This is a genomic window from Bacillus sp. FSL R9-9834 (assembly GCF_038006905.1).
GTDB lineage: Bacteria > Bacillota > Bacilli > Bacillales > Bacillaceae_G > Bacillus_A > Bacillus_A pacificus.
Map to the genome: position 1 here is coordinate 970,813 of NZ_JBBOWD010000001.1, position 18,796 is coordinate 989,608.

22 protein-coding genes are annotated in these 18,796 nt (G+C 35.0%); 13 read left to right on the forward strand and 9 right to left on the reverse strand.

Translation table 11 applies throughout. From position 1 onward, the window contains the following. Positions 1–44 precede the first annotated feature (44 nt). Entirely contained in the window at positions 45–1,520 is a 1,476-nt protein-coding gene (locus tag MKY00_RS04965; RefSeq protein WP_016716652.1) for an MDR family MFS transporter, read from the forward strand. Between the two features lie 42 nt (positions 1,521–1,562). On the opposite strand, the gene MKY00_RS04970 is transcribed toward MKY00_RS04965, so the two are convergent. The 4 genes from MKY00_RS04970 to MKY00_RS04985 form a co-directional block, all read right to left on the reverse strand. After that, a complete protein-coding gene (locus tag MKY00_RS04970) occupies positions 1,563–2,090 on the reverse strand; it encodes a permease (RefSeq protein WP_016716653.1) in 528 nt (175 codons plus the stop codon). After that, a complete protein-coding gene (locus MKY00_RS04975; RefSeq protein ID WP_016716654.1) occupies positions 2,087–2,569 on the reverse strand; it encodes a hypothetical protein in 483 nt (160 codons plus the stop codon). Before MKY00_RS04975 ends, MKY00_RS04970 begins: the two co-directional genes overlap by 4 nt. Continuing rightward, entirely contained in the window at positions 2,562–2,903 is a 342-nt protein-coding gene (locus tag MKY00_RS04980; RefSeq protein ID WP_016716655.1) for a PadR family transcriptional regulator, read from the reverse strand. The genes MKY00_RS04975 and MKY00_RS04980 overlap by 8 nt, the downstream gene beginning before the upstream one ends. Positions 2,904–3,073: 170 nt before the next feature. Next, the gene (locus tag MKY00_RS04985) at positions 3,074–3,199 is read right to left on the reverse strand and encodes a YjcZ family sporulation protein (protein WP_000540377.1); all 126 of its coding nucleotides are present in this window, start codon (positions 3,197–3,199) and stop codon (positions 3,074–3,076) included. A gap of 198 nt (positions 3,200–3,397) precedes the next feature. On the opposite strand from MKY00_RS04985, the gene MKY00_RS04990 reads away from it, so the two are divergent. Continuing rightward, the gene (locus MKY00_RS04990) at positions 3,398–3,643 is read left to right on the forward strand and encodes a hypothetical protein (protein ID WP_016716656.1); all 246 of its coding nucleotides are present in this window, start codon (positions 3,398–3,400) and stop codon (positions 3,641–3,643) included. 346 nt (positions 3,644–3,989) lie between these two features. Here MKY00_RS04990 and MKY00_RS04995 read toward each other — a convergent pair whose 3' ends face one another. The 3 genes from MKY00_RS04995 to MKY00_RS05005 all read right to left on the reverse strand — a co-directional run bounded on the left by MKY00_RS04995 (position 3,990) and on the right by MKY00_RS05005 (position 6,327). Next, a complete protein-coding gene (locus MKY00_RS04995; RefSeq protein ID WP_016716657.1) occupies positions 3,990–5,396 on the reverse strand; it encodes an alpha/beta hydrolase family protein in 1,407 nt (468 codons plus the stop codon). 404 nt (positions 5,397–5,800) lie between these two features. Then, positions 5,801–5,908 carry a YjcZ family sporulation protein gene (locus MKY00_RS05000; protein WP_000505670.1) on the reverse strand — a complete coding sequence of 36 codons (108 nt, stop codon included), beginning with the start codon at positions 5,906–5,908 and terminating at the stop codon, positions 5,801–5,803. 152 nt (positions 5,909–6,060) lie between these two features. Then, on the reverse strand, positions 6,061–6,327 hold the full coding sequence (locus MKY00_RS05005) for a YmzC family protein (RefSeq protein WP_000400943.1): 267 nt from the start codon (positions 6,325–6,327) through the stop codon (positions 6,061–6,063). 382 nt (positions 6,328–6,709) lie between these two features. Between MKY00_RS05005 and MKY00_RS05010 the strand changes: the two genes are divergently transcribed. The 8 genes from MKY00_RS05010 to MKY00_RS05045 all read left to right on the forward strand — a co-directional run bounded on the left by MKY00_RS05010 (position 6,710) and on the right by MKY00_RS05045 (position 13,255). Continuing rightward, positions 6,710–7,066 carry a hypothetical protein gene (locus MKY00_RS05010; RefSeq protein WP_000501489.1) on the forward strand — a complete coding sequence of 119 codons (357 nt, stop codon included), beginning with the start codon at positions 6,710–6,712 and terminating at the stop codon, positions 7,064–7,066. Between the two features lie 264 nt (positions 7,067–7,330). Beyond that, a complete protein-coding gene (locus tag MKY00_RS05015) occupies positions 7,331–7,789 on the forward strand; it encodes a MarR family winged helix-turn-helix transcriptional regulator (protein ID WP_000198938.1) in 459 nt (152 codons plus the stop codon). Further along, the gene (gene pssA / locus MKY00_RS05020; RefSeq protein ID WP_016716658.1) at positions 7,782–8,366 is read left to right on the forward strand and encodes a CDP-diacylglycerol--serine O-phosphatidyltransferase; all 585 of its coding nucleotides are present in this window, start codon (positions 7,782–7,784) and stop codon (positions 8,364–8,366) included. The genes MKY00_RS05015 and pssA overlap by 8 nt, the downstream gene beginning before the upstream one ends. A 22-nt stretch (positions 8,367–8,388) precedes the next feature. Beyond that, positions 8,389–8,766, forward strand: coding sequence for an ATP synthase subunit I (locus MKY00_RS05025; protein WP_000620584.1), 378 nt, complete (start codon positions 8,389–8,391; stop codon positions 8,764–8,766). Positions 8,767–8,906: 140 nt separating this feature from the next. After that, on the forward strand, positions 8,907–10,460 hold the full coding sequence (locus MKY00_RS05030) for an IS1182-like element ISBce1 family transposase (protein WP_341034591.1): 1,554 nt from the start codon (positions 8,907–8,909) through the stop codon (positions 10,458–10,460). Positions 10,461–10,964: 504 nt separating this feature from the next. Continuing rightward, positions 10,965–11,603 carry a VanZ family protein gene (locus MKY00_RS05035; RefSeq protein WP_016716662.1) on the forward strand — a complete coding sequence of 213 codons (639 nt, stop codon included), beginning with the start codon at positions 10,965–10,967 and terminating at the stop codon, positions 11,601–11,603. Positions 11,604–11,732: 129 nt separating this feature from the next. Continuing rightward, the gene (locus tag MKY00_RS05040; protein ID WP_016716663.1) at positions 11,733–12,368 is read left to right on the forward strand and encodes a hypothetical protein; all 636 of its coding nucleotides are present in this window, start codon (positions 11,733–11,735) and stop codon (positions 12,366–12,368) included. A 233-nt stretch (positions 12,369–12,601) separates the two neighbouring features. After that, on the forward strand, positions 12,602–13,255 hold the full coding sequence (locus MKY00_RS05045) for a DUF2306 domain-containing protein (RefSeq protein WP_016716664.1): 654 nt from the start codon (positions 12,602–12,604) through the stop codon (positions 13,253–13,255). Positions 13,256–13,353: 98 nt separating this feature from the next. On the opposite strand, the gene dhaQ is transcribed toward MKY00_RS05045, so the two are convergent. Both dhaQ and dhaS read right to left on the reverse strand, forming a co-directional pair. Continuing rightward, on the reverse strand, positions 13,354–14,352 hold the full coding sequence (dhaQ, locus tag MKY00_RS05050; protein ID WP_016716665.1) for a DhaKLM operon coactivator DhaQ: 999 nt from the start codon (positions 14,350–14,352) through the stop codon (positions 13,354–13,356). Positions 14,353–14,371: 19 nt separating this feature from the next. Next, the gene (gene dhaS / locus MKY00_RS05055) at positions 14,372–14,938 is read right to left on the reverse strand and encodes a dihydroxyacetone kinase transcriptional activator DhaS (protein WP_000204205.1); all 567 of its coding nucleotides are present in this window, start codon (positions 14,936–14,938) and stop codon (positions 14,372–14,374) included. 178 nt (positions 14,939–15,116) lie between these two features. Between dhaS and dhaK the strand changes: the two genes are divergently transcribed. The 3 genes from dhaK (at position 15,117) to MKY00_RS05075 (ending at position 18,741) form a co-directional block, all read left to right on the forward strand. Further along, positions 15,117–16,868 carry a dihydroxyacetone kinase subunit DhaK gene (dhaK, locus tag MKY00_RS05060; protein ID WP_000720725.1) on the forward strand — a complete coding sequence of 584 codons (1,752 nt, stop codon included), beginning with the start codon at positions 15,117–15,119 and terminating at the stop codon, positions 16,866–16,868. 542 nt (positions 16,869–17,410) lie between these two features. Continuing rightward, entirely contained in the window at positions 17,411–18,037 is a 627-nt protein-coding gene (locus MKY00_RS05065) for a hypothetical protein (RefSeq protein ID WP_016716666.1), read from the forward strand. A 578-nt stretch (positions 18,038–18,615) separates the two neighbouring features. Further along, positions 18,616–18,741: a hypothetical protein gene (locus tag MKY00_RS05075; protein WP_000709204.1), complete on the forward strand. Its 126-nt coding sequence runs from the start codon at positions 18,616–18,618 to the stop codon at positions 18,739–18,741. The last annotated feature ends 55 nt before the right edge of the window (positions 18,742–18,796 follow it).

The window sequence follows — 18,796 nt, forward strand, 5'->3', positions numbered from 1 at the left end:
TGTATTTAAAGTTTTTAAGTAAGAAATAGGAGGAGAATTTGTAAATGAATATGACAACTAAGAGCCCTGCAAGTGGCAAAGTTGATACTTCTAATTTGAAACATACCCCCATTTTAATTGCATTACTTCTAGGCGCGATGGTTGCATTATTAAACGAAACGTTACTTGGTAATGCGTTAACAGTATTAATGAAAGAATTTGGTGTAACAGCTTCAACGATTCAATGGCTTTCTACAGCTTACATGTTAGTAGTTGGTGTTTTAGTCCCAATTACAGCGTTACTTCAGCAATGGCTTACAACGAGACAAATGTTTTTGATCGCTATGGTAACGTTTTTAGCTGGTACATTAATTGCGGGATTTGCACCGACATTTTCTGTTTTATTAATTGGCCGTATCGTCCAAGCGGTAGCGACAGGGTTGATTTCACCGTTATTAATGAATACGATTCTAATTATTTGTCCGCCTGAAAAGCGTGGTGCCACAATGGGATTAATCGCACTTGTGATGATGGCAGCTCCAGCAATTGGCCCTACATTATCTGGAGTAATTGTGGATTCATTAAATTGGCGCTGGTTATTCTATATTGTTATTCCTATCGTAATCATTTCCATTATGATTGGAATGAAGTATATTCAAAATGTTTCAGAGTTAACAAGACCAAAAGTAGATTATCCATCTATCCTTTTATCGACATTAGGATTTGGCGGGCTTGTGTATAGCTTTAGTGCGTCAGGTGACTTAGGATGGTCCGATGCAAAGGTGTATGGCACTTTACTTGTTGGGCTTATCTCATTATGTATTTTTGTCGTTCGACAATTGAAAATTGAGAATCCAATTTTAGAATTACGCACATTTAAAGTTCCGATGTTTACATTATCAGTTGGATTAATTGTCATTGTGATGATGTCTTTATTTTCAACGATGACGTTATTACCGATGTTCCTGCAAACCGTTTTACTCGTTACAGCTTTTAAATCAGGAATTATCATGCTTCCGGGAAGTATGATTAGCGCTATAATGGGACCAATTGCAGGTAAACTATTTGATAAATTTAGTCCGAAAGTTATTATCGTTCCCGGCATTGTGTTAGTAGGGATTGCAATGTTCTTATTTAAAGGCATTACGCCTGACACATCAATGGTACAAATTATTGTCATGCATAGCGTATTAATGGTTGGACTCATGTTTGTCATGACGGCACAAACATACGGTTTAAATCAATTAACACCAGATTTATATCCGCACGGAACAGCACTGTTTAATACGTTGCAACAAGTAGCTGGCGCAATTGGTACGGCTATCTTTATTTCGAAAATGTCTTCAGGAACAGCTAGCTATATGGAAAGTTCAGCAAATCCAATGGATCCAGTAGAGAAGTTAAACGGTTTAACATTTGGATTCCAAGGTGCATTTGCACTAGGGTTAGTCTTTATCATTGTTGCATGTATTGTATCGTTGTTTTTAAAAGAAGAGAGAGAGGGAGTAAAAGCAGCGAGGGTTTTACAGAACGAGAATTAAGGTTTATATAAAAAGACATCTTTAAGAGATAAAGATGTCTTTTTACATTTCCTCCGTAACATCATACCGAAGCAACTGCCCCTGATCATAAAACCTCTCAAAAATAATCCCCATTACATAGAAGAATACGAGACCGAAACCAATATGAATGAGTGTAAAAGTAGCTCCAAATGAAGAGAATTCATACACGAGAATTGGCAATTTCGCAGTTGTCCAAACGCCTAAGAAAAATACGATGTACCGAATGCTTGCACCTTTTTTTAAGAGTAGTGCTGCGATTGGAAAGGCGACGTAGAGGGGACCAGCTGCAATGCCTCCTAATAATAGAGAAAACAAGATTCCGTACATACCTGATTTTTCACCCATATATTTCATGAGTGTTTCTTTTTTCACCCATTGATCAAGTAGCCCTACAAATAGTAAGACAGGGGGGAGGAGAAACAGCATATCTAAAATGCTATTCCCTGTTAGTTGTAATGCACTCCATCCTAAAGATTGATTTATAAAAGTTAAGATAAGGAGACCTAGTAGTAAAAGGAAAAAGAAACGATATCTTTTTAGTTCCTTCATACCATCACCACCCAAATGATATAGGAGAATAGGAGAGACATGAGCAATGCAGATGCATTACGTGCGTAAGCGAAGCTTCGTCCGAATATCTTTTGTTCCATCGGCATAGTTGTAAGCCCTACTGACATGAGTGCAGACATAAGTGCTGCAACTTGAGGGAGGCCTGCACCATGTTGTACTAATGTATTTCCAAGAGGAAACACGACAAAGCTTGGGATGAGTGCCACAGAGCCGAGGAGTGCAGAATAAACAATACCTAACAATCCGGACTGTTCTCCAATGATAGAAGAGATAAAGGACGGCGTTAATATAGAAAGCGATAAGCCAACGAAAAGCATGATGGAAAGCATCGCAGGGAGAAGGTTGCGAAACATTTTCCACGACTTCATTAGAGCATCTTTCGTTTTCTTGCGGTCCTTCATAAAAGAAAGCCCCGTAAGAATAATGGCTAAAGTGTAAAGGATCACGCCGTTAATCATGATTGGATTCCTTTAAGTCTTTATATTTGTCTATGAAAAAGGATAAGTTCTTTATTTTTTCTTCAATATCCATTTGGAAATCTGCCAGTTGTTCCTTTCCAGCAGGCGTAATTTTGTACATCTTTCTCGGTTTGTCTTGATGATCTATACTTACATAAGATTCAATTGCACCTTCGTTTTCTAATTTTTTTAGTGTGCGATATAAAATGGCGCTATCGATTGGATTGACGGGAAGTTCTTCCTCGCACTTTTGCAATAATTGTCCGCCGTAGTTATCTCCTTCGGCTAGAAATAATAAAAGAAATGCACCTGTATGTCTTCCTGTATGTTTCATGGATATACCCCCTAGAATGAATTAGAATTTATACTGTTAACAACAGTATACTGTTGTTAACAGTATAAGGTGCATGAAATGCTATGTCAATTTGAAAATGTGCAATCTCGAGATAGGGGTTGTACATCCAAAAACACACAAAAAAAAGACACTCTCAAGAGTGCCTCCCCTTAGCAGCCGAATCCGCCGCCCCAACAGCTAGCGCCAACGATGATTAATAAGATAAAGAGTACAACTAGTAAAGCGAATCCGCCGCCGAAACCGCAGCCTCCACCACAACTACCGCCATAGCCCATATTAACTCCTCCTTCCATAAAGACCATTAATTAATGGATTTAATTCACTTTATGTTTTTACGGATAGACTTGAGCAGGTCCTTTTGAAAAATAAAGGTGCTTAGATTTTAAACGAGTTGACGACCTTATTTTTGTCACGGGTATTACGCTGATGACATATTGTATTTTATTCTGTGTATTGGGGGAAGGAGGATCTTTATGGCCAATTCTGAAATGATTTTACGATTACTTACGGATTTAAAGATTGAACAGCAAGCTTTAAAAGAGCAGTTGGAAAAAATACAAACAGCTGTGAATACTCTTGAAGAAAAATCAGCGATTGTGGAAGAAAAACCAAAGACTATTGAAGAAAAACCAGCTGTTGCTGCTGCAAAGCAAAGAGCTCATTCTGGACACCCAACATCTTTTCGTGCTTGGAGAGCATCTGCTCAAAGGAATTCATAAAAATATAAGAAAAGAAGACATCAATTAAGATGTCTTCTTTTGCTTGTACAATCCAAATGCGATAAGAAGGTATATATCCATATTGCTTTAAAACTAAGAAGAAAATAACGATTGTCGACTCCTTTTTTAGTATAGCATGTAATAATAAATATTTTCATGTAATATTGCATATATATAGATTATATAATGTTAATCTTGTATATTTTAGTTGTCTGTTATTTGTTTTAATTCATTTACTTATATTATTTTTCGAGCGCCCCAGTGATGGGGCCTTTTTTTATAATTGTTTTAAAGTGGAAACCCCCTCAAGGATAAGAGAGGGGTTCCATAACTAGGTAAATGATTATTAGTGTTTAATGAGATGAAGCTCAGGATATTGCTTCTGAATTTCTTCTAAATGATTTTCGTTTATCCTTTTTAAAGTTTGATCGAAAAAGCTAGTTACTAGTTTATTAATGAGTGTATAATTTGCGGCTACATCTTCACCGGGTTCATTAATAATACGTGAAAATGCGGCTAAATCTGTAAAACTATTATGATTTGTTTTTGGAATTACAACTGTGTACGCGCCAGGTTTTTCAATGGTTTTATTTCTTAAATAGGATATTTCAAACAATTCATCTTGGATTCCATCTGTCTTTTGATTCTCCGCTTCTTTCATATACTGAATGGTAGCTTCAGCATTCATCAACATGAATGGTTTTTGAGGGCCGTTTTTAGGCATTGGATCGCCATACAATCCACCATCCATATCAATCGCAGCTTTAATACGGTTATCCTTTACTAACATTTGCGCGGCAGTTGCTCCTCCATAAGAGTGACCAAACATGCCAATTTTGTCATCGTCAATTAAATTTGCAATGGCTGTAAAGTTTTTATCAAAATTGCCTTTTATTACTTCATTTAAAATAAAAGTAGTATCTTGTTCCCAATTTCGAACCATGTTATTTAAAGCGTTAGGTGTAAATTCAATTGGTACGGAATCTATACGTTTTCCGTTAGGGAAAATTGTTGTTGCTGCGTATCCTGTGAAATTAAGGGCGATTACTACATAACCTTGACTAGCTAATTCTTCTAACTGGAATGTATTTTGTTGTCCGTATAATTCCATTCCATGGCCGAATAAAAGGAGTGGGAATTTTTCTTTAACTTGAAGTGGCTTAGCATCTTGATAAGAATGTGTTTTTGTCAGACCTAAATGTGTTGTTACGATATATGGAGCACCTTTTGTTACAGCCAATTGTTCAGCGAGGGCGTCTAAGTTCTCAAAGTAGGCAGAAGGTTTCCCAGATCCTTTTTTGGCAGGATAGTACACTTGTATCATTAACTCGCGATTTCCATGATTATTCGGTACAGTGGTTTCTTTTCGATTTGTATCAATTAAATGAAAAGCTTTCGTTCCTACTGTATATTTTCCAGTAGGCTCTGGGAGTGTTATGATCGGGAAAAGTAAAGGTAACGTGAACATTGCGATAGCAGTTACGATAATTCCTAACCCTTTTAAAATTTTCATCACTAACTTTTTAGAAACAGCTGTAGTTTTTGGTTTCAAAAAAACTTGTAATGTTAAAACGAACAATAAGAAATAAGCAGGTATCATACGCCAGTTTGCGCCAATTAATACGATGGTGGCTAATAAGAATATGTAATTTATTATTAAGATGAATACATTCTTTTTCGTCAACCCACGCTTGATAAAGATAAGTTGGATGCTAGACAAAAGTAATACAGCAACAAAAATGATTTCTAACATTTTCAGTTTTTAGCTCCTTTCCTAATCATATAAATGTAGATTGCTAAATTGATAATCTATAATCTTATCGGTTATATAACCGTCATTGATAATTGTATGCATGTAAGTAAGTTTAGAATGGTTTTACATGAAATCTTAAGAAAAAAGTACTCATATGAGTACTTTTTTTCTTAAACCGTGCCCCATAAATGATAAACCATACCGATAACAAAAAATGCTAGTCCTACAAATAAAACGATTAAAGCAAGGATTCCATTTTTATTATGTTCCATACAGTCAGCTCCTTTTTAGTTATATACAAAAAAGCCTTTAGTCGTAATTATGGCTAAAGGATCGGATTCTCATACTTTTTTAGTTTATAAAGAAAAGACACCCATATAAGAGCGTCTTTTCCAATAGTTTGTTTAGCAGAAGCAAGCAGCGCCAACGATGATTAATAAAATAAACAATACAACTAATAAAGCAAAGCCTCCAGCGAAGCCACAGCCTCCACAACTACCACCAAAGCCCATAATAGTTCCTCCTTTAATAAGAGGGAGAAAACAAAGGATCACTCATGCGTTTTAACGGATTCCATATACTTTATGTTTGACGCATGAATGTGAGCAGGTCCTTTTGAAAATAAAAAAGACACCTTGAGGTGCCTTCTGTCCCATTTATTTCATTAATATTCGTTAGCGTAAAATTCTTTTATTAGCTTTATTTCATTTGTATCTGGGTTAAACTTAAATATTTTAATTTGATTAGATTCGTCTTTATAGGCAAATGTATTATCGCCAATTTGGGTCATATTGCTAGTGTTTAAGATAGGGTCACTATCATGATCAGTGATTTCCACAGGTTTGTCACGATCCCAAAATGCAATGACAATGATCAAGATGATAAGGCATATACGTATGTTACGTAGTTCTCTTGCTAGAGGATGCTCCATATGATATTCTCCTTTTTCATTTGCTAGATTTTGTGTATAAAAGAGATATTTTCTATGAGAATATAAATAAAAAAGACACTGTAAAAAGTGTCTTTTTTATTTGATTTATGCGCATTGCTTAATAAGACGCTAGTTCCTCAAGTTAAATATGAGTAACTATGTAGGGTGATTTCATTATAACATTTTAACCATTACTGGGTCTATATGGAATTTTATCGATAATTATGTTTGATTATTCAGAATGGTACATGTAGTGAAAAATATGTATTACCTATAGTAATTGTAAAATATAACGATGTATATAACTAGTCTTGTAATGAACTTTTATTATATTTAAGATTGAAATAGAAATGAAAAAAGCACAAAGAAGGAGCTGTAGCATATGGGCGCTTGGGGAACTGGATTATTTGATGATGACACGACTTGTGATGTGAAAGATCAATTTATTGAGTATATAGAAGAGGGTAATAGTGCGGAAGAAGCAACTAAGTTCATTTTAGAAGAATATGTAGATGAGTTTGATATAGAGGAAGAGTTAGAAGAAATATCTTTAGTATACATTGGTCTTGCGGCAATACAATTGGAGAAAGGCTGTCTTCAAGAAGAAGTTCGTAACAAGGCGATTGCATTAATTGAACGTGGGGCTGACCTTGAGCTTTGGGAAGAAGCCGATACGGAAGATTATGAAGAGAGAAAGAGAGTTTTAGATGAATTTAAGCAACAGTTGATTAACGGTTAGTAGTTTACAACATAAAACTTATATATTGTCTAATATATAAGTTGAGGTGAGAGAAACACTTTTGCTTGTATAAAGATGTAATTGAGAAGAATAGTGAAAGTTTAGAGCTTTACGTATGAGAAGGAGACATCTTGATTGATGTCTTCTTTTTTAAAGTATGGAAATTGATTTCCCTTTACACAAACATAACGGTATAATATAGTTAAGTTAAGTAAACTTAACTATTTGAATAAAACCGAAATAACAGCATGGAGGAAGAGTGCTATGACTAGAACGTATAAAGAAATAATTAATGAAATGAACCGAGCCTACACTGAATTTTACATTTTACTATTTCAAGATTTAAAGGACGAGTATGGTCTTACTGGACAGCAAGAGAGTATGCTATTTCATATTAATTTAAATGAAAACACGACAGCGAATCACATCGCGACTACTTTTAATATATCGAAAAGCGCTGTGAGCCAAGTTTTATCGAAATTGGAAAAGCAGAAGATGATTTCAAAACAAGTAAATCCTAATAATAAAAGGGAGTATTTCCTTACACTTGGTCCGAACGGTAGTAAGTATATGGAGCAGTTGTCTAAGTTAGATGATGTATTAATTGAGAAGTATTTTTCTAAAATCGATATAAATGCTTTAGAACAAATGACGGATACGTTAAAGAAAATAAATAAGGTGATATTGGAAGAAAAACAGAAGGATCTTGATTGTAATGAGTAAGAACTTGAATGAGGTAATGAGTAGAAAGGAGGAGAAGCGTGTGATGAGTTACATACCAAATATGATGACGATAGCAAACTTTGTATGCGGACTTCTCGCTATTCACGCTGTTTTCGTTCACGATATGTACGGTGCAGTCATGTTCATTATTACAGGTATGGTATTTGATTTGTTTGATGGTATGGTGGCTCGGAAACTGGATGCTGTTTCGGAAATTGGCGGAGAGTTAGACTCATTTGCGGATTTAGTTACTTTTGGTGTGGCACCGTCTATTCTTGCCTATAGTGTCGCGTTAAAAGATTTGCAGTCTATTGGGATGATATGTGCGCTTGCTTACAGTATTTGCGGAATGCTTCGGCTTGCGAGATTTAATACACAACAAAGCAAACTCCCGACATTTATCGGAATGCCCATTCCATTTGCGGCAATGTGTCTCCTCATTTTATGTCTCTTAAATAAACCAGCTTCCGTGGCATTTGGCACATGCGTACTTGCTTATTTAATGGTGAGCAAAATCAAATTCCCTCATTTTAAAAAAGATATATCGGAAAGCTTGAAGTCCGAAAGATGGGAGTAATAGGAAAGGTAAGGAGCATAACATGATTCGTATGGCATTAAGATCATTCAACATACAAATATATTGTTTGCTAGGCGTGATGTTACTAGGATGGCTGATGACACCTTTTCGAGCACAGTTTGTAGGGATAAGCATTGGCCTTATAGTTAGTATGTACTGCGCCTGGATTTTAGGAAGGCGTATCGAAAAGTTTGGAAATAGCATCGTAAAAAAAGAAAAAGCACCGATGCTTGGCATGATGAATCGATTTGCAGCCGCCATACTCGGTGCGATTATTATGTATGAAATTGAACACCGTGAGTACATGTGGACATTTGCAGCTGGAATTATGGGTGGGTATTTCTTGGTTATTGTTAATTTGGGGTATTACAGTATGAGGGATGAGAAGGAAGAAATATGAAGAAGAGGTTGTCCCAAAAGTAGCTGAATAGCTACTTTTGGGCAACCTCTTTCTTTACGGAAAATATAAAAAAGAATCGTCCATTTTGATATAATTAAGTCACCACAACCAAATCATCAAAAGAAAGGAACGATTCTCTTATGTTTATAGATTATAACAAAAACCAACTGACTTTTCCACTAGATGTTGAGGTTCATATTCCTGAACATCATCTTTCACGTGTGGTTCATACAACTGTAGAAGCGATGGATCTCTCTATCCTCTTATCACGTTATCCAGGTGGTGGCAGACCACCTTATCACCCCAAAATGATGTTGAAAATTTTATTATATGCCTACGCAAAAGGAATCTATTCTTCTCGAAAAATTGAAGAACAACTCCATGAAAATATCCATTTCATGTGGCTTTCTGATGAAAAAACACCAGACTTTCGTACGATCAATCGTTTTCGATCGGAGCGCATGAAAGACGTGATTTATGAAACTTTCTTCTCTCTCATCGACCTGTTGAAACAAGAAGGGCTTGTCAAACTCGAAGATTATTTTCTAGATGGAACAAAAATCGAGGCAAATGCCAATCGATATACGTTTGTATGGAAAAAATCCACAGAAAAATATGATCAAAAACTAGATGAGAAGTACCAAAAAATTGTCGCGACAATTGAACAAGCAAGTGAAGACGATCAGAAAGCGGAATTAGAAGAAGAACAAATGAAAGATACCTGTTCGGTCACTTCAGAAAAAATTAAACAAACCATTCAAACCTTAGAAAAACGCCTGCAAGATGAACCGAAAAATAAAACGATGAAAAAAGCAAAGCGTCAGTTAGAAAATGATCTTCTTCCACGCAAAATAAAATACGAAGCTCATAAAGAAACATTTCAAGAAAGAAATAGCTTTTCAAAAACAGATACAGATGCGACCTTTATGCGGATGAAAGAAGATCACATGAAAAATGGTCAACTTAAACCAGGGTACAATATACAAATCGGAACCGAGGATCAATTTATTACAGGGTTTAGTATTCATCAAAAAGCGGGAGATACAACTTGTTTGATTCCTCATTTTGAAATATTTGAGAAGTACAATCGTGTAAAGCCTCAAAATGTAGTTGCCGATTCTGGTTATGGAAGTGAAGAAAACTATGCATTTTGTGAAGAGAAAAAAATGAAAGCATATGTGAAATACAATACGTTTGAAAAAGAACAAACGAAGGCATGGGCGAAACAAATAGGTCGCGTGGAAAATATGTTTTATGAGGAAGAGCTAGATGAATGGATTTGTGCAAATGAAAAACGCCTTATTTTTTCACATGAAAGCAAACAACAAACAAGCAATGGTTATACTTCTATCAAAAGAACCTATCGTTGTACAGAATGTTTAGACTGTCCATTTCAAGAAACATGTGCCAAAGGAAAAGAAACAAAATCTATCAGTGTCTCTGTCAAAAATCAAAAACAGCGAAAAGAAGTACGCGAACGTTTACATACAAAAGAAGGTAAAGAATTATATGGAAAGCGAAAAATAGAGGTGGAACCCGTATTTGGTCATATTAAATACAATCGTTTCTTCCAACGTTTTTCCTTACGAGGCCTTTCCAAAAATCGACTGGAATGGGGTCTTATTTGTGTTGCCCATAATTTACGGAAATGGACAACAACAGCTCAATCAAAAGCGAAAAAACCCCAATCATAAGTAGAAAAACAATGGGGTTTCTATTTATGATTGGGGTTTTTATCCATATAAAGGTAAAATATAAGAAATTGTCTCCAAAAGGTCGTTTTTAACGACCTTTTGGGACAACCTCTAATTTAGTTCCTTAATAGTTTCCCTAGCAATTTCATTAGAAGCATCCAACTCTAAAATTTTATTACAAATTGCAAGTACCTTTTCATTCACGCTAACTGTTTTCCTCTTGTCAGACTTCCATACTGCATTGATGAAAATACTACAAGGGTTGCATGTGAAGATTTAAGAAAAATTTTATATTTACCCCACTTTTTATTTTAAAAGTTTTTCCTATCCTATAAACAAGTTACATCAAGGAGGAGACTGAAAATGAAGAAGTGGGGATTGTTTATTTTTAATATATTCCCGATATTCGAAGACAAAGTAGAAGATTAAATATATGAACAAAGTACCGGTTCTTAAACTATGTTCTAAAATAATAGATGAAAATGTAAAGTTAGGGGATTCCACATGCATACAGGAGTTTTGATTAGTTATTTGTATACGTATTTTTTCACTATAATTTTTTGTATTGTGTTTCAAATTGGATGTTATTTTAAAGCGAAAAACAATATATCTATTCGGCATTTTTTATGGGTATATGTTTTTCTATTCTACCTTTCGCTAGTGTATAAAGTGACGCAAATCGCGACTGTATGGGATATAAGTAGATATGAAACGTGGATTCGTGTCAATCAAATTAATTTGACTCTATTTGATACGGTAGGTAGTACGACGTATCTTTTGAATATTTTACTGTTTATGCCTTTAGGTTTTTTATTCCCGACCATTTGGCCGCAATTTAGAAAAATGAAAAACACCGTATGCGCGGGATTCTTTTTTTCATTGGCAATTGAGTTAAATCAATTACTAAATAATAGAATTACAGATATTGATGATTTATTTACGAATACTCTCGGGACGATTGTTGGGTATGTATTATATACAGCATTATTTAAAATGATATTGAAAAGAGAGGAAAAAAAGATTGATATGAACTCTTCGCTAGTCATAAAATACGAGGCTATTTTTTGTTTAGTGTGTTCATTTGTAGGAGCGATGTTAATTTATTATCCAGCTTTGTTTGGAAGACTTGTAATTCTCCAATGAGATGTGTGATCTCGTTTATAAAATGATTCTCGTTCTCCACACCCAAACACAGCAAAATGTGAATGACGCATTCTCTTTTTCTAACTTAATAGATATAGTTTATGTATTACATGATAGGTAGGTGTAAAGGTGTTACATGTTCAATTATCTCAATACTTACTAAAAGAATCAAAACCAGCTCTTCATACAGATGAAAAACGAGTATATATGTTAAAAGATGAAGGGTTATCACCGTATCCTATTTATTTAAATCACCCTATTATGATAGGAGTGGGAACGAATTGGAATCAGCATACAGGATTCGAAGAAATCATTAAAGGATTTATGGGCACACATAACAAATTTCCTATGTATATGTTATTTGAAACTTATTTATGTAGAGACTTTATTGAAGGATTTTTAGAAGAGAATAAACTTCAATTTGAGCTAGTTTTTACTAATAAGAAAAGGGATACGAGCTTTTTTAAAGTGTGCATTACCAATGGTGATGATATAACTACACTTATGAAGTATTTCTTTCAATCAGCACAAGATTCTCTCTATACGTTAGTAAGCTATTCGGCAGACTGTAAGATTATCAGTAATCGTACTGGTGAGATTGAAATAAAGGCTGACAGTTTCTATCCAAGCTTTTCATTTATGTATGATGCGCAAGAATTATTTATTATTGGTGGAGAAGAAAAATGGTCTGATATCCATTATATAAAAAGATTTTTCCATCTTGAGCAGATTACAGATGAGCTAATTATTGATTTAAGAAAATGAGAGACGAGAGAGAATAAATGAAAAAAACCTCAAGTATAGAACGACATACTTGAGGGTTTTTATGTATGAAGAAGGGCCTTGTATCATATATTTTATTCGTCGCTGCATGTAAGTCATTCGGTTTATAAAAACAATGTGTTGAATAGATCAGTAAAGAAGGCTTTTCTATTTTTCCCTAGAATGAACAGTAATGTATAATCTAATTCCTTCATGTAATAAGGAGGCAGTGAAATTTGAACAGGAAAATTTGGTTTGTATTTACTTGTTTTGCTCTTTTAGTATCTAGTTATATTGTTGTCCAATATTTTATTATGGATGGATTTCAAACAGGGCTTGTAAAAGTGAAGCTTATGTTTGGATCTAAATTAAGTGCGTTCTGGTATATGATGCTATTTATACATATTACAACTAGTATAGTAGCATTAGTAATTGGTCCGTTTACATTATCCACTAAATTTAGAGAAAGGAATATCAACCGTCATCGAATAGCTGGGAGAATTTATATGGTTGGTATATTATTAGGCGGCGTTTCTGGACTATACCTATCCTTTTATGCTACGGGAGGATTGGTAGCGAAGCTAGGTTTCGGTTTGTTATCCGTATTTTGGTTAACATCAGCATATCAAGCATTACATAGAGTTAAAAATAAAAAAATTAAAGAGCATCGGAATTGGATGATTAGAAATTATGCTTTAACCTTTGCGGCAGTTACATTAAGAATTTGGCTACCTTTGTTTATCGTTCTATTTGGAATAGAGCAGTTTGAACTTAGTTACGCTATTATTGCTTGGTTAGCATGGGTACCCAATTTAATTGTCGCAGAATTATTCATAAGAAAAAGGCTTAATAAAGGAAAATACGAAGGAAATGAGGATTTACATTTTTGATGTAAAATTGCTGTAATATTGAGGACGAAAATTTTTAAATAGCTGAATTACGTACAAAAATAGGCTGGCCAATTGAAGCCATCCTATTTTTATTTATATTACCAACTAGCAGTTTCCGTATTTTCTTTCAACCACTTCACCCAGTTCAAGTCCTCTACCTTAAGTAAACTTAAAGAAACACCCTTCATATCTAAAGAAGTTAGTAGCGTACCAACTTTTACGAATGTAATCTGTAATCCTTCCAGCTCACATAAACGACGAATATCATTTGCAAAAATGTATTGTTCCATTAGTGGAGTTGCGCCTAGTCCGTTAATGAGGATGGCGAAGTTGTCACCTTTTCGCCAGCGATAAATGCTTTTTAGTTTGTTCATTAGTTCAATCGCTAATATTTCAGAAGAGGATAATGCTTCTTTGCGGTAACCTTTTTCTCCGTGAATGCCGACGCCGTAAAAGACTTCATCTTCGTTTAATGTGAATGAAGCTTGTCCTTTCACTGGATCGTTGGCAGGTGACAGGGCGACTCCTAATGTGTGTAAGTTCTCGGTAACAGAACGGCCGAGTGTTGTTAGTTCTTCTAAAGAATGACCTTCAAGAGCAGCCGCACCAAGTATTTTTTGAACGAAAACAGTGCCAGCGACGCCGCGTCTTCTTTTATTAAAAGAAGCATCATCTTCAATTGAAACGTCGTCATTTACGATGATATGGTCAATTTTTCTTCCTTCTTCTTTGGCAATTTTTTCAGCCACTAAAAAGTTAGCTACGTCATCTTTAAAGTTTTTAATGATGAATAAAATACTCTTATCTTTTGGCATGAGGCGAGTTGCAGCAATAATTTGTTCCACTGTAGGCGGAGTGAAAATACTGCCGTTTACTGCCGCTGTAAGCATACCTTTCCCTACATAACCAATATCAGCGGGTTCATGTCCGCTACCACCGCCACTTATAATAGCGACGTCTTGCTTCATTTTTTCGATATCTTTTACATAAATGATGTTATTTGTTTCGTCATAATTTACTTTGTCGTTATGTTCAAAATAAAAGCCATGCAGCATATCTTGAACGATATTTTGTACATCATTCATAATCTTTTTCATTGCTTTTGCCACCCTTTAATTACTTTGCTGATTGCTCCAGTAATAGTAGTAATTGATTGTTTATCATATTTTTCATGAGAGAAGACATAATGGAAGGATCTACTTCGCACTTGCTTTCAATCCAATCTTTTATCGTTCCAACGAAGCCGTGACTATAAAAGGAGGCAATCGTATTTTTTGTCTCATCAGAAAGGCTGAATCCACAGCTCACAGATAATTCATCAATAATCTTCATATATAAGTTTTTCGTATGCTCAAATAAATAGTGATTAAACGAGTTTTGTTCAATGACTTTAAAAGCATTTCGGTAAAATTTTTGATTTTCATAAAAGTAATCAAATAATAAATCAAAAATGTTTTCCCACGTTTCATAGTCGAGAAAGTCAATAATGTTTTCTTTCGTTTCTTCTCTATAGATCCAGCTTAATAGTTCAAATTTATCTTTAAAATGATAATAAAAAGTTTGCCTACGCATTTGACAGTGTAACATAATATCGCTCACTGATATTTTATGAAAAGACTCTGTTTCCATTAAATGTTTCAATGAGTTCGCGATTATCTTTTTAGAAATTATAGAAGAGGTCATCTGAATCATCCCTAGAATGTTAGTAATATGAAAATCCTACCCATAAATGAGAGCGGTGTCTTTAGACAGATTGTCCATTTTGTCCGTTTACTATAAAACGCTTTCATTTTAACATGAGTAGTAAGAAGAAGATTTCAAATATATCATAATATATTAAAGGAATTGAGGGAGAACTACAATGAAAAAGATTATAAACAAACCAGAAACATTAGTAATGGAAATGTGTAACGGAATGGTTATGGCTCATCCAGAGCTTGAGCTTTTGAAAAAATATAAAGTCATTAAGAAGAAAGAAATGAACGAAAATAAAGTAACGTTAATTAGTGGCGGCGGTAGTGGTCATGAGCCGGCACATGCAGGGTTAGTCGGAAAAGGAATGTTAGATGCGGCAGTATGCGGAGATGTGTTTGCGTCACCTTCGCAAATTCAGGTATATCAAGCAATTAAAGAAACAGCTAGTAAAAAAGGTACGTTATTAATTATTAAAAATTACAGCGGCGATATTATGAATTTCAAAAACGGTGCGCATTTAGCAACTGAAGATGGAATTGAAGTCGACTACGTAAAAGTGGACGATGATATCGCGGTAGAAGATAGCCTGTACACAGTAGGACGCCGCGGTGTTGCGGGCGTTATTTTAGTCCATAAAATTGCCGGTGCAGCAGCGGAAGCAGGTATGGATTTAGGAGCGGTGAAAGCTGTCGCAGAAAAAGCAGCGGCTAACGTGCGCACAATCGGTTTAGCGTTAACGTCTTGTACAGTTCCAGCGAGCGGATCACCTACTTTCACACTTGCGGAAGATGAAATGGAATACGGTGTAGGTATTCACGGCGAACCAGGAATTAAACGTGAAAAAATGTTGTCAGCAGATGAATTAGCGAACCGTATGACAAATGATTTAATGAAAGATTTAGGAGTAAAAGACGGCGAGGAAATCGCACTGCTAGTTAACGGTTTTGGCGGAACACCACTGCAAGAACTTTACCTATTTAACAATGCAGTTACGAGAGAATTAGCTGCTAGAAACATTAAAATTAATAGAGTATTCGTCGGCAACTATATGACGAGTATCGACATGGCTGGTATGTCTTTAACAGTGATGAAGCTAGATGACGAGCTAAAAACATTACTATCAAAAGAGTGTAATACACCAGCGTTTAAAGTAGATGGGCCAGTTGAAAGTGTTGAGTATGTAAATGTACTTGAAGAGACAGAAGAGAAGGAAGTTTCATTTGAACTAGAAACAGCGGAAGAGCACGCTGTGATTAAAGAGAATGTCATCACATTAAACAACATGATTTATCTCGTTGATAAAATGAGCGATATTATTATTAAAAATGAAGTACCGTTCTGTGAGCTAGACACGCATGCTGGTGATGGAGACTTCGGAATGAGTGTAGCAAAAGGATTTAAGCAATTAAAACGTGAGTGGCATTCGATTGTAGAACAAGAAAACGTAACGATCGGATCATTCCTTGACGGTTGTTCCATGATTATTATGGAACATTGCGGCGGCGCATCTGGTCCAATTTGGGGCGGTGCATTCCGCGCAGCTAGTAAAGCAGCAGGCGAAAAACGTGAGCTAACAGTGAAAGAATTCGCTGAAATGTTGCAAGCAGCACTGCAAGGCATACAATCTATCGGTGAAAGATCATTCGGCAGAGGAGCGGTAGTTGGTGATAAAACACTAGTTGACGCACTTGCTCCATGTGTAGACTCTTGGTTAGCTAGCGCTTCAAGCGAAGAAGACATGAAAACTGCCTTTGAAAAAGGAGCAGAAGCAGCGGTTAAAGGAGCAGAGTACACAAAAGAAATCGTAGCTCGCATGGGCCGCGCCGGTACAGTTGGTGAAAGAAGCTTAGGATATCCTGATGCAGGTGCACATGCGCTTGGGGTTATCTTTACGGAGATTGCGGGTAGTTTGAAATAGGAATTGGAGAGTCCCCTCTGCCTTAAGGTGGAGGGGTTTTTCTGTAGTTGATTGATATATATAATTTCGCTAGATGTTTTCTCCGTAAAGATATGTATGTTTATAAATAATGAGATAAGGATTTTAAAAGAAGTAACGTGAGTTCTCATATAAATATGGAATTCACGTTGTTTAATTGTATTTTGGGCTTCAAAATTATGGTGGTACACCTTATGAAGTGCTTTGGAAGAGATGGAGAGATTGTTTCATAAGGTGTACCTTTTGAAATGTTAAAGTCTACCATTGGATAGGGTTTTTATGTTCAGATACATATCTATGATTAATCCCACTATGGAACCCTTATATCCTAAAAAAACAAGATGCTTATAAAAAATAATGGAATAGAGAAGTTGTTATCCAAAATGAATTAATTATTTTTTCTGAATTTTGTCAATTTTCTTTATTAACATGTAGATTTCTGCGCGGTTTTATGTAATAATTTCCTTATACCATATTTTTGAAATTTTTATGGTATAAATTACATAAAAAGGATGGTCTAAATTATGAAAAAGAAACTTGCGACAACTGCATTAGCTTCGGTTTTATTATTAAGTCCACTATATTCTTACGCACATGCTGATTCACAAACAGTGGAGAAATCAAACTCACAAACAAGCCCTCTTACTACTAATCATGATACTACTACATCAGAAAACTTCTCACAGGCAATTCCTACTATTATCGCTGCTCAAAATCTAGAAGATAATGTTGTCTACAGTGAAAGTGTTGTTTATGATGAAAAAGGAAATGTTGTAGATAGACAAGTATCTGGTACAGAAGCGAAACCCTCTAGTTCTCAAGGATTAGTAATAGCGGATGGAAGTTTCAATTGGAAATATGTTGGTTCCAGAGAGTCTAGTAATAAAATAAATAGGGATAGTTACAATGTTGCTTTAATTTTAACGGGTGCATTCTCCGGTTATCTTCCTGGTAGACTTTATCCCGCTATAGCTAAAGCAGTTGCAGGCGGTCTAATGTACTTCAATCAACCTTCGCTTTATAGATATTATACTGATAATTACAGGGATTTTGATGCGGTAAATGAGTATGTAAAATCTGTAACTGTTACAAAAAGTGAGGGTGGTACGCGATTGTATTCTGATACTAAAGTACAAAAATTTGTTAAATAATAAAAAGAAAACCGAACTAGACTATTTATCTAGTTCGGTTTTCTTTTTGTTATTTATTGTATCTATTAAATCCATAACCCAGTTATTAATAATGATTAATGTAAAAATAACCAAAATTGCAATGATACTTTCATTTGATGCTATATAAGGTATAAGTGTACTTCGCATTGCGAAAAATAATATGAGAGCAAAGGCAATAGAATAAATAAATTTAATCATCAATTCACCCTTTTCAATTTAGTTTACTATAAATATACCACATTACATCGAATTATATACAGAAAACTTAAATAAATCTGACTATTTAGGTTCAGGTCTGAATTTACCCTGATTATTGGATATTTATAAGGGAACTAGTAAACAACAAGTAAACTGATTTACCCCCAAGAAATATACGTGATTTTCGTGTTAATTAGATTTTATTAGATAGTAAAGAAGAGCTGATATGATTGGGTAAAAGAATATGCTTATCTATTAGGTAATATATTCTATGGTTCAGAAAATCACGAAAAAGCCAGCAAGTATTTACACATTGCTTTAGATGCAGACAAAAAGAGCATAGAAAGAAGGGCGCTAAAATGAAAAAAGCAATCTTATTAATGATGATGTTATCCGCTGTTTTTACTTTTGGTCTTACTAATGTAAAAGACGTACCACAAAGTGAATCTATTCAAGTGTTTATGGATCATGGAGAGCATATTTAATTACCTGAAAAAAGAGGGAGCTGTGTGTAAACTGTACCCTATAGAATAGACACTT

What these genes read in the sequence shown, in the direction of transcription:
- MKY00_RS04965 (WP_016716652.1), top strand. Translation starts at nt 45, where the DNA reads ATGAATATGACAACTAAGAGCCCTGCAAGTGGCAAAGTTGATACTTCT.
- MKY00_RS04970 (WP_016716653.1), bottom strand. Translation starts at nt 2,090, where the DNA reads ATGAAGGAACTAAAAAGATATCGTTTCTTTTTCCTTTTACTACTAGGT.
- MKY00_RS04975 (WP_016716654.1), bottom strand. Translation starts at nt 2,569, where the DNA reads ATGATTAACGGCGTGATCCTTTACACTTTAGCCATTATTCTTACGGGG.
- MKY00_RS04980 (WP_016716655.1), bottom strand. Translation starts at nt 2,903, where the DNA reads ATGAAACATACAGGAAGACATACAGGTGCATTTCTTTTATTATTTCTA.
- MKY00_RS04985 (WP_000540377.1), bottom strand. Translation starts at nt 3,199, where the DNA reads ATGGGCTATGGCGGTAGTTGTGGTGGAGGCTGCGGTTTCGGCGGCGGA.
- MKY00_RS04990 (WP_016716656.1), top strand. Translation starts at nt 3,398, where the DNA reads ATGGCCAATTCTGAAATGATTTTACGATTACTTACGGATTTAAAGATT.
- MKY00_RS04995 (WP_016716657.1), bottom strand. Translation starts at nt 5,396, where the DNA reads ATGTTAGAAATCATTTTTGTTGCTGTATTACTTTTGTCTAGCATCCAA.
- MKY00_RS05000 (WP_000505670.1), bottom strand. Translation starts at nt 5,908, where the DNA reads ATGGGCTTTGGTGGTAGTTGTGGAGGCTGTGGCTTCGCTGGAGGCTTT.
- MKY00_RS05005 (WP_000400943.1), bottom strand. Translation starts at nt 6,327, where the DNA reads ATGGAGCATCCTCTAGCAAGAGAACTACGTAACATACGTATATGCCTT.
- MKY00_RS05010 (WP_000501489.1), top strand. Translation starts at nt 6,710, where the DNA reads ATGGGCGCTTGGGGAACTGGATTATTTGATGATGACACGACTTGTGAT.
- MKY00_RS05015 (WP_000198938.1), top strand. Translation starts at nt 7,331, where the DNA reads ATGACTAGAACGTATAAAGAAATAATTAATGAAATGAACCGAGCCTAC.
- pssA (WP_016716658.1), top strand. Translation starts at nt 7,782, where the DNA reads ATGAGTAAGAACTTGAATGAGGTAATGAGTAGAAAGGAGGAGAAGCGT.
- MKY00_RS05025 (WP_000620584.1), top strand. Translation starts at nt 8,389, where the DNA reads ATGATTCGTATGGCATTAAGATCATTCAACATACAAATATATTGTTTG.
- MKY00_RS05030 (WP_341034591.1), top strand. Translation starts at nt 8,907, where the DNA reads ATGTTTATAGATTATAACAAAAACCAACTGACTTTTCCACTAGATGTT.
- MKY00_RS05035 (WP_016716662.1), top strand. Translation starts at nt 10,965, where the DNA reads ATGCATACAGGAGTTTTGATTAGTTATTTGTATACGTATTTTTTCACT.
- dhaQ (WP_016716665.1), bottom strand. Translation starts at nt 14,352, where the DNA reads ATGAAAAAGATTATGAATGATGTACAAAATATCGTTCAAGATATGCTG.
- dhaS (WP_000204205.1), bottom strand. Translation starts at nt 14,938, where the DNA reads ATGACCTCTTCTATAATTTCTAAAAAGATAATCGCGAACTCATTGAAA.
- dhaK (WP_000720725.1), top strand. Translation starts at nt 15,117, where the DNA reads ATGAAAAAGATTATAAACAAACCAGAAACATTAGTAATGGAAATGTGT.
- MKY00_RS05065 (WP_016716666.1), top strand. Translation starts at nt 17,411, where the DNA reads ATGAAAAAGAAACTTGCGACAACTGCATTAGCTTCGGTTTTATTATTA.
- MKY00_RS05075 (WP_000709204.1), top strand. Translation starts at nt 18,616, where the DNA reads ATGAAAAAAGCAATCTTATTAATGATGATGTTATCCGCTGTTTTTACT.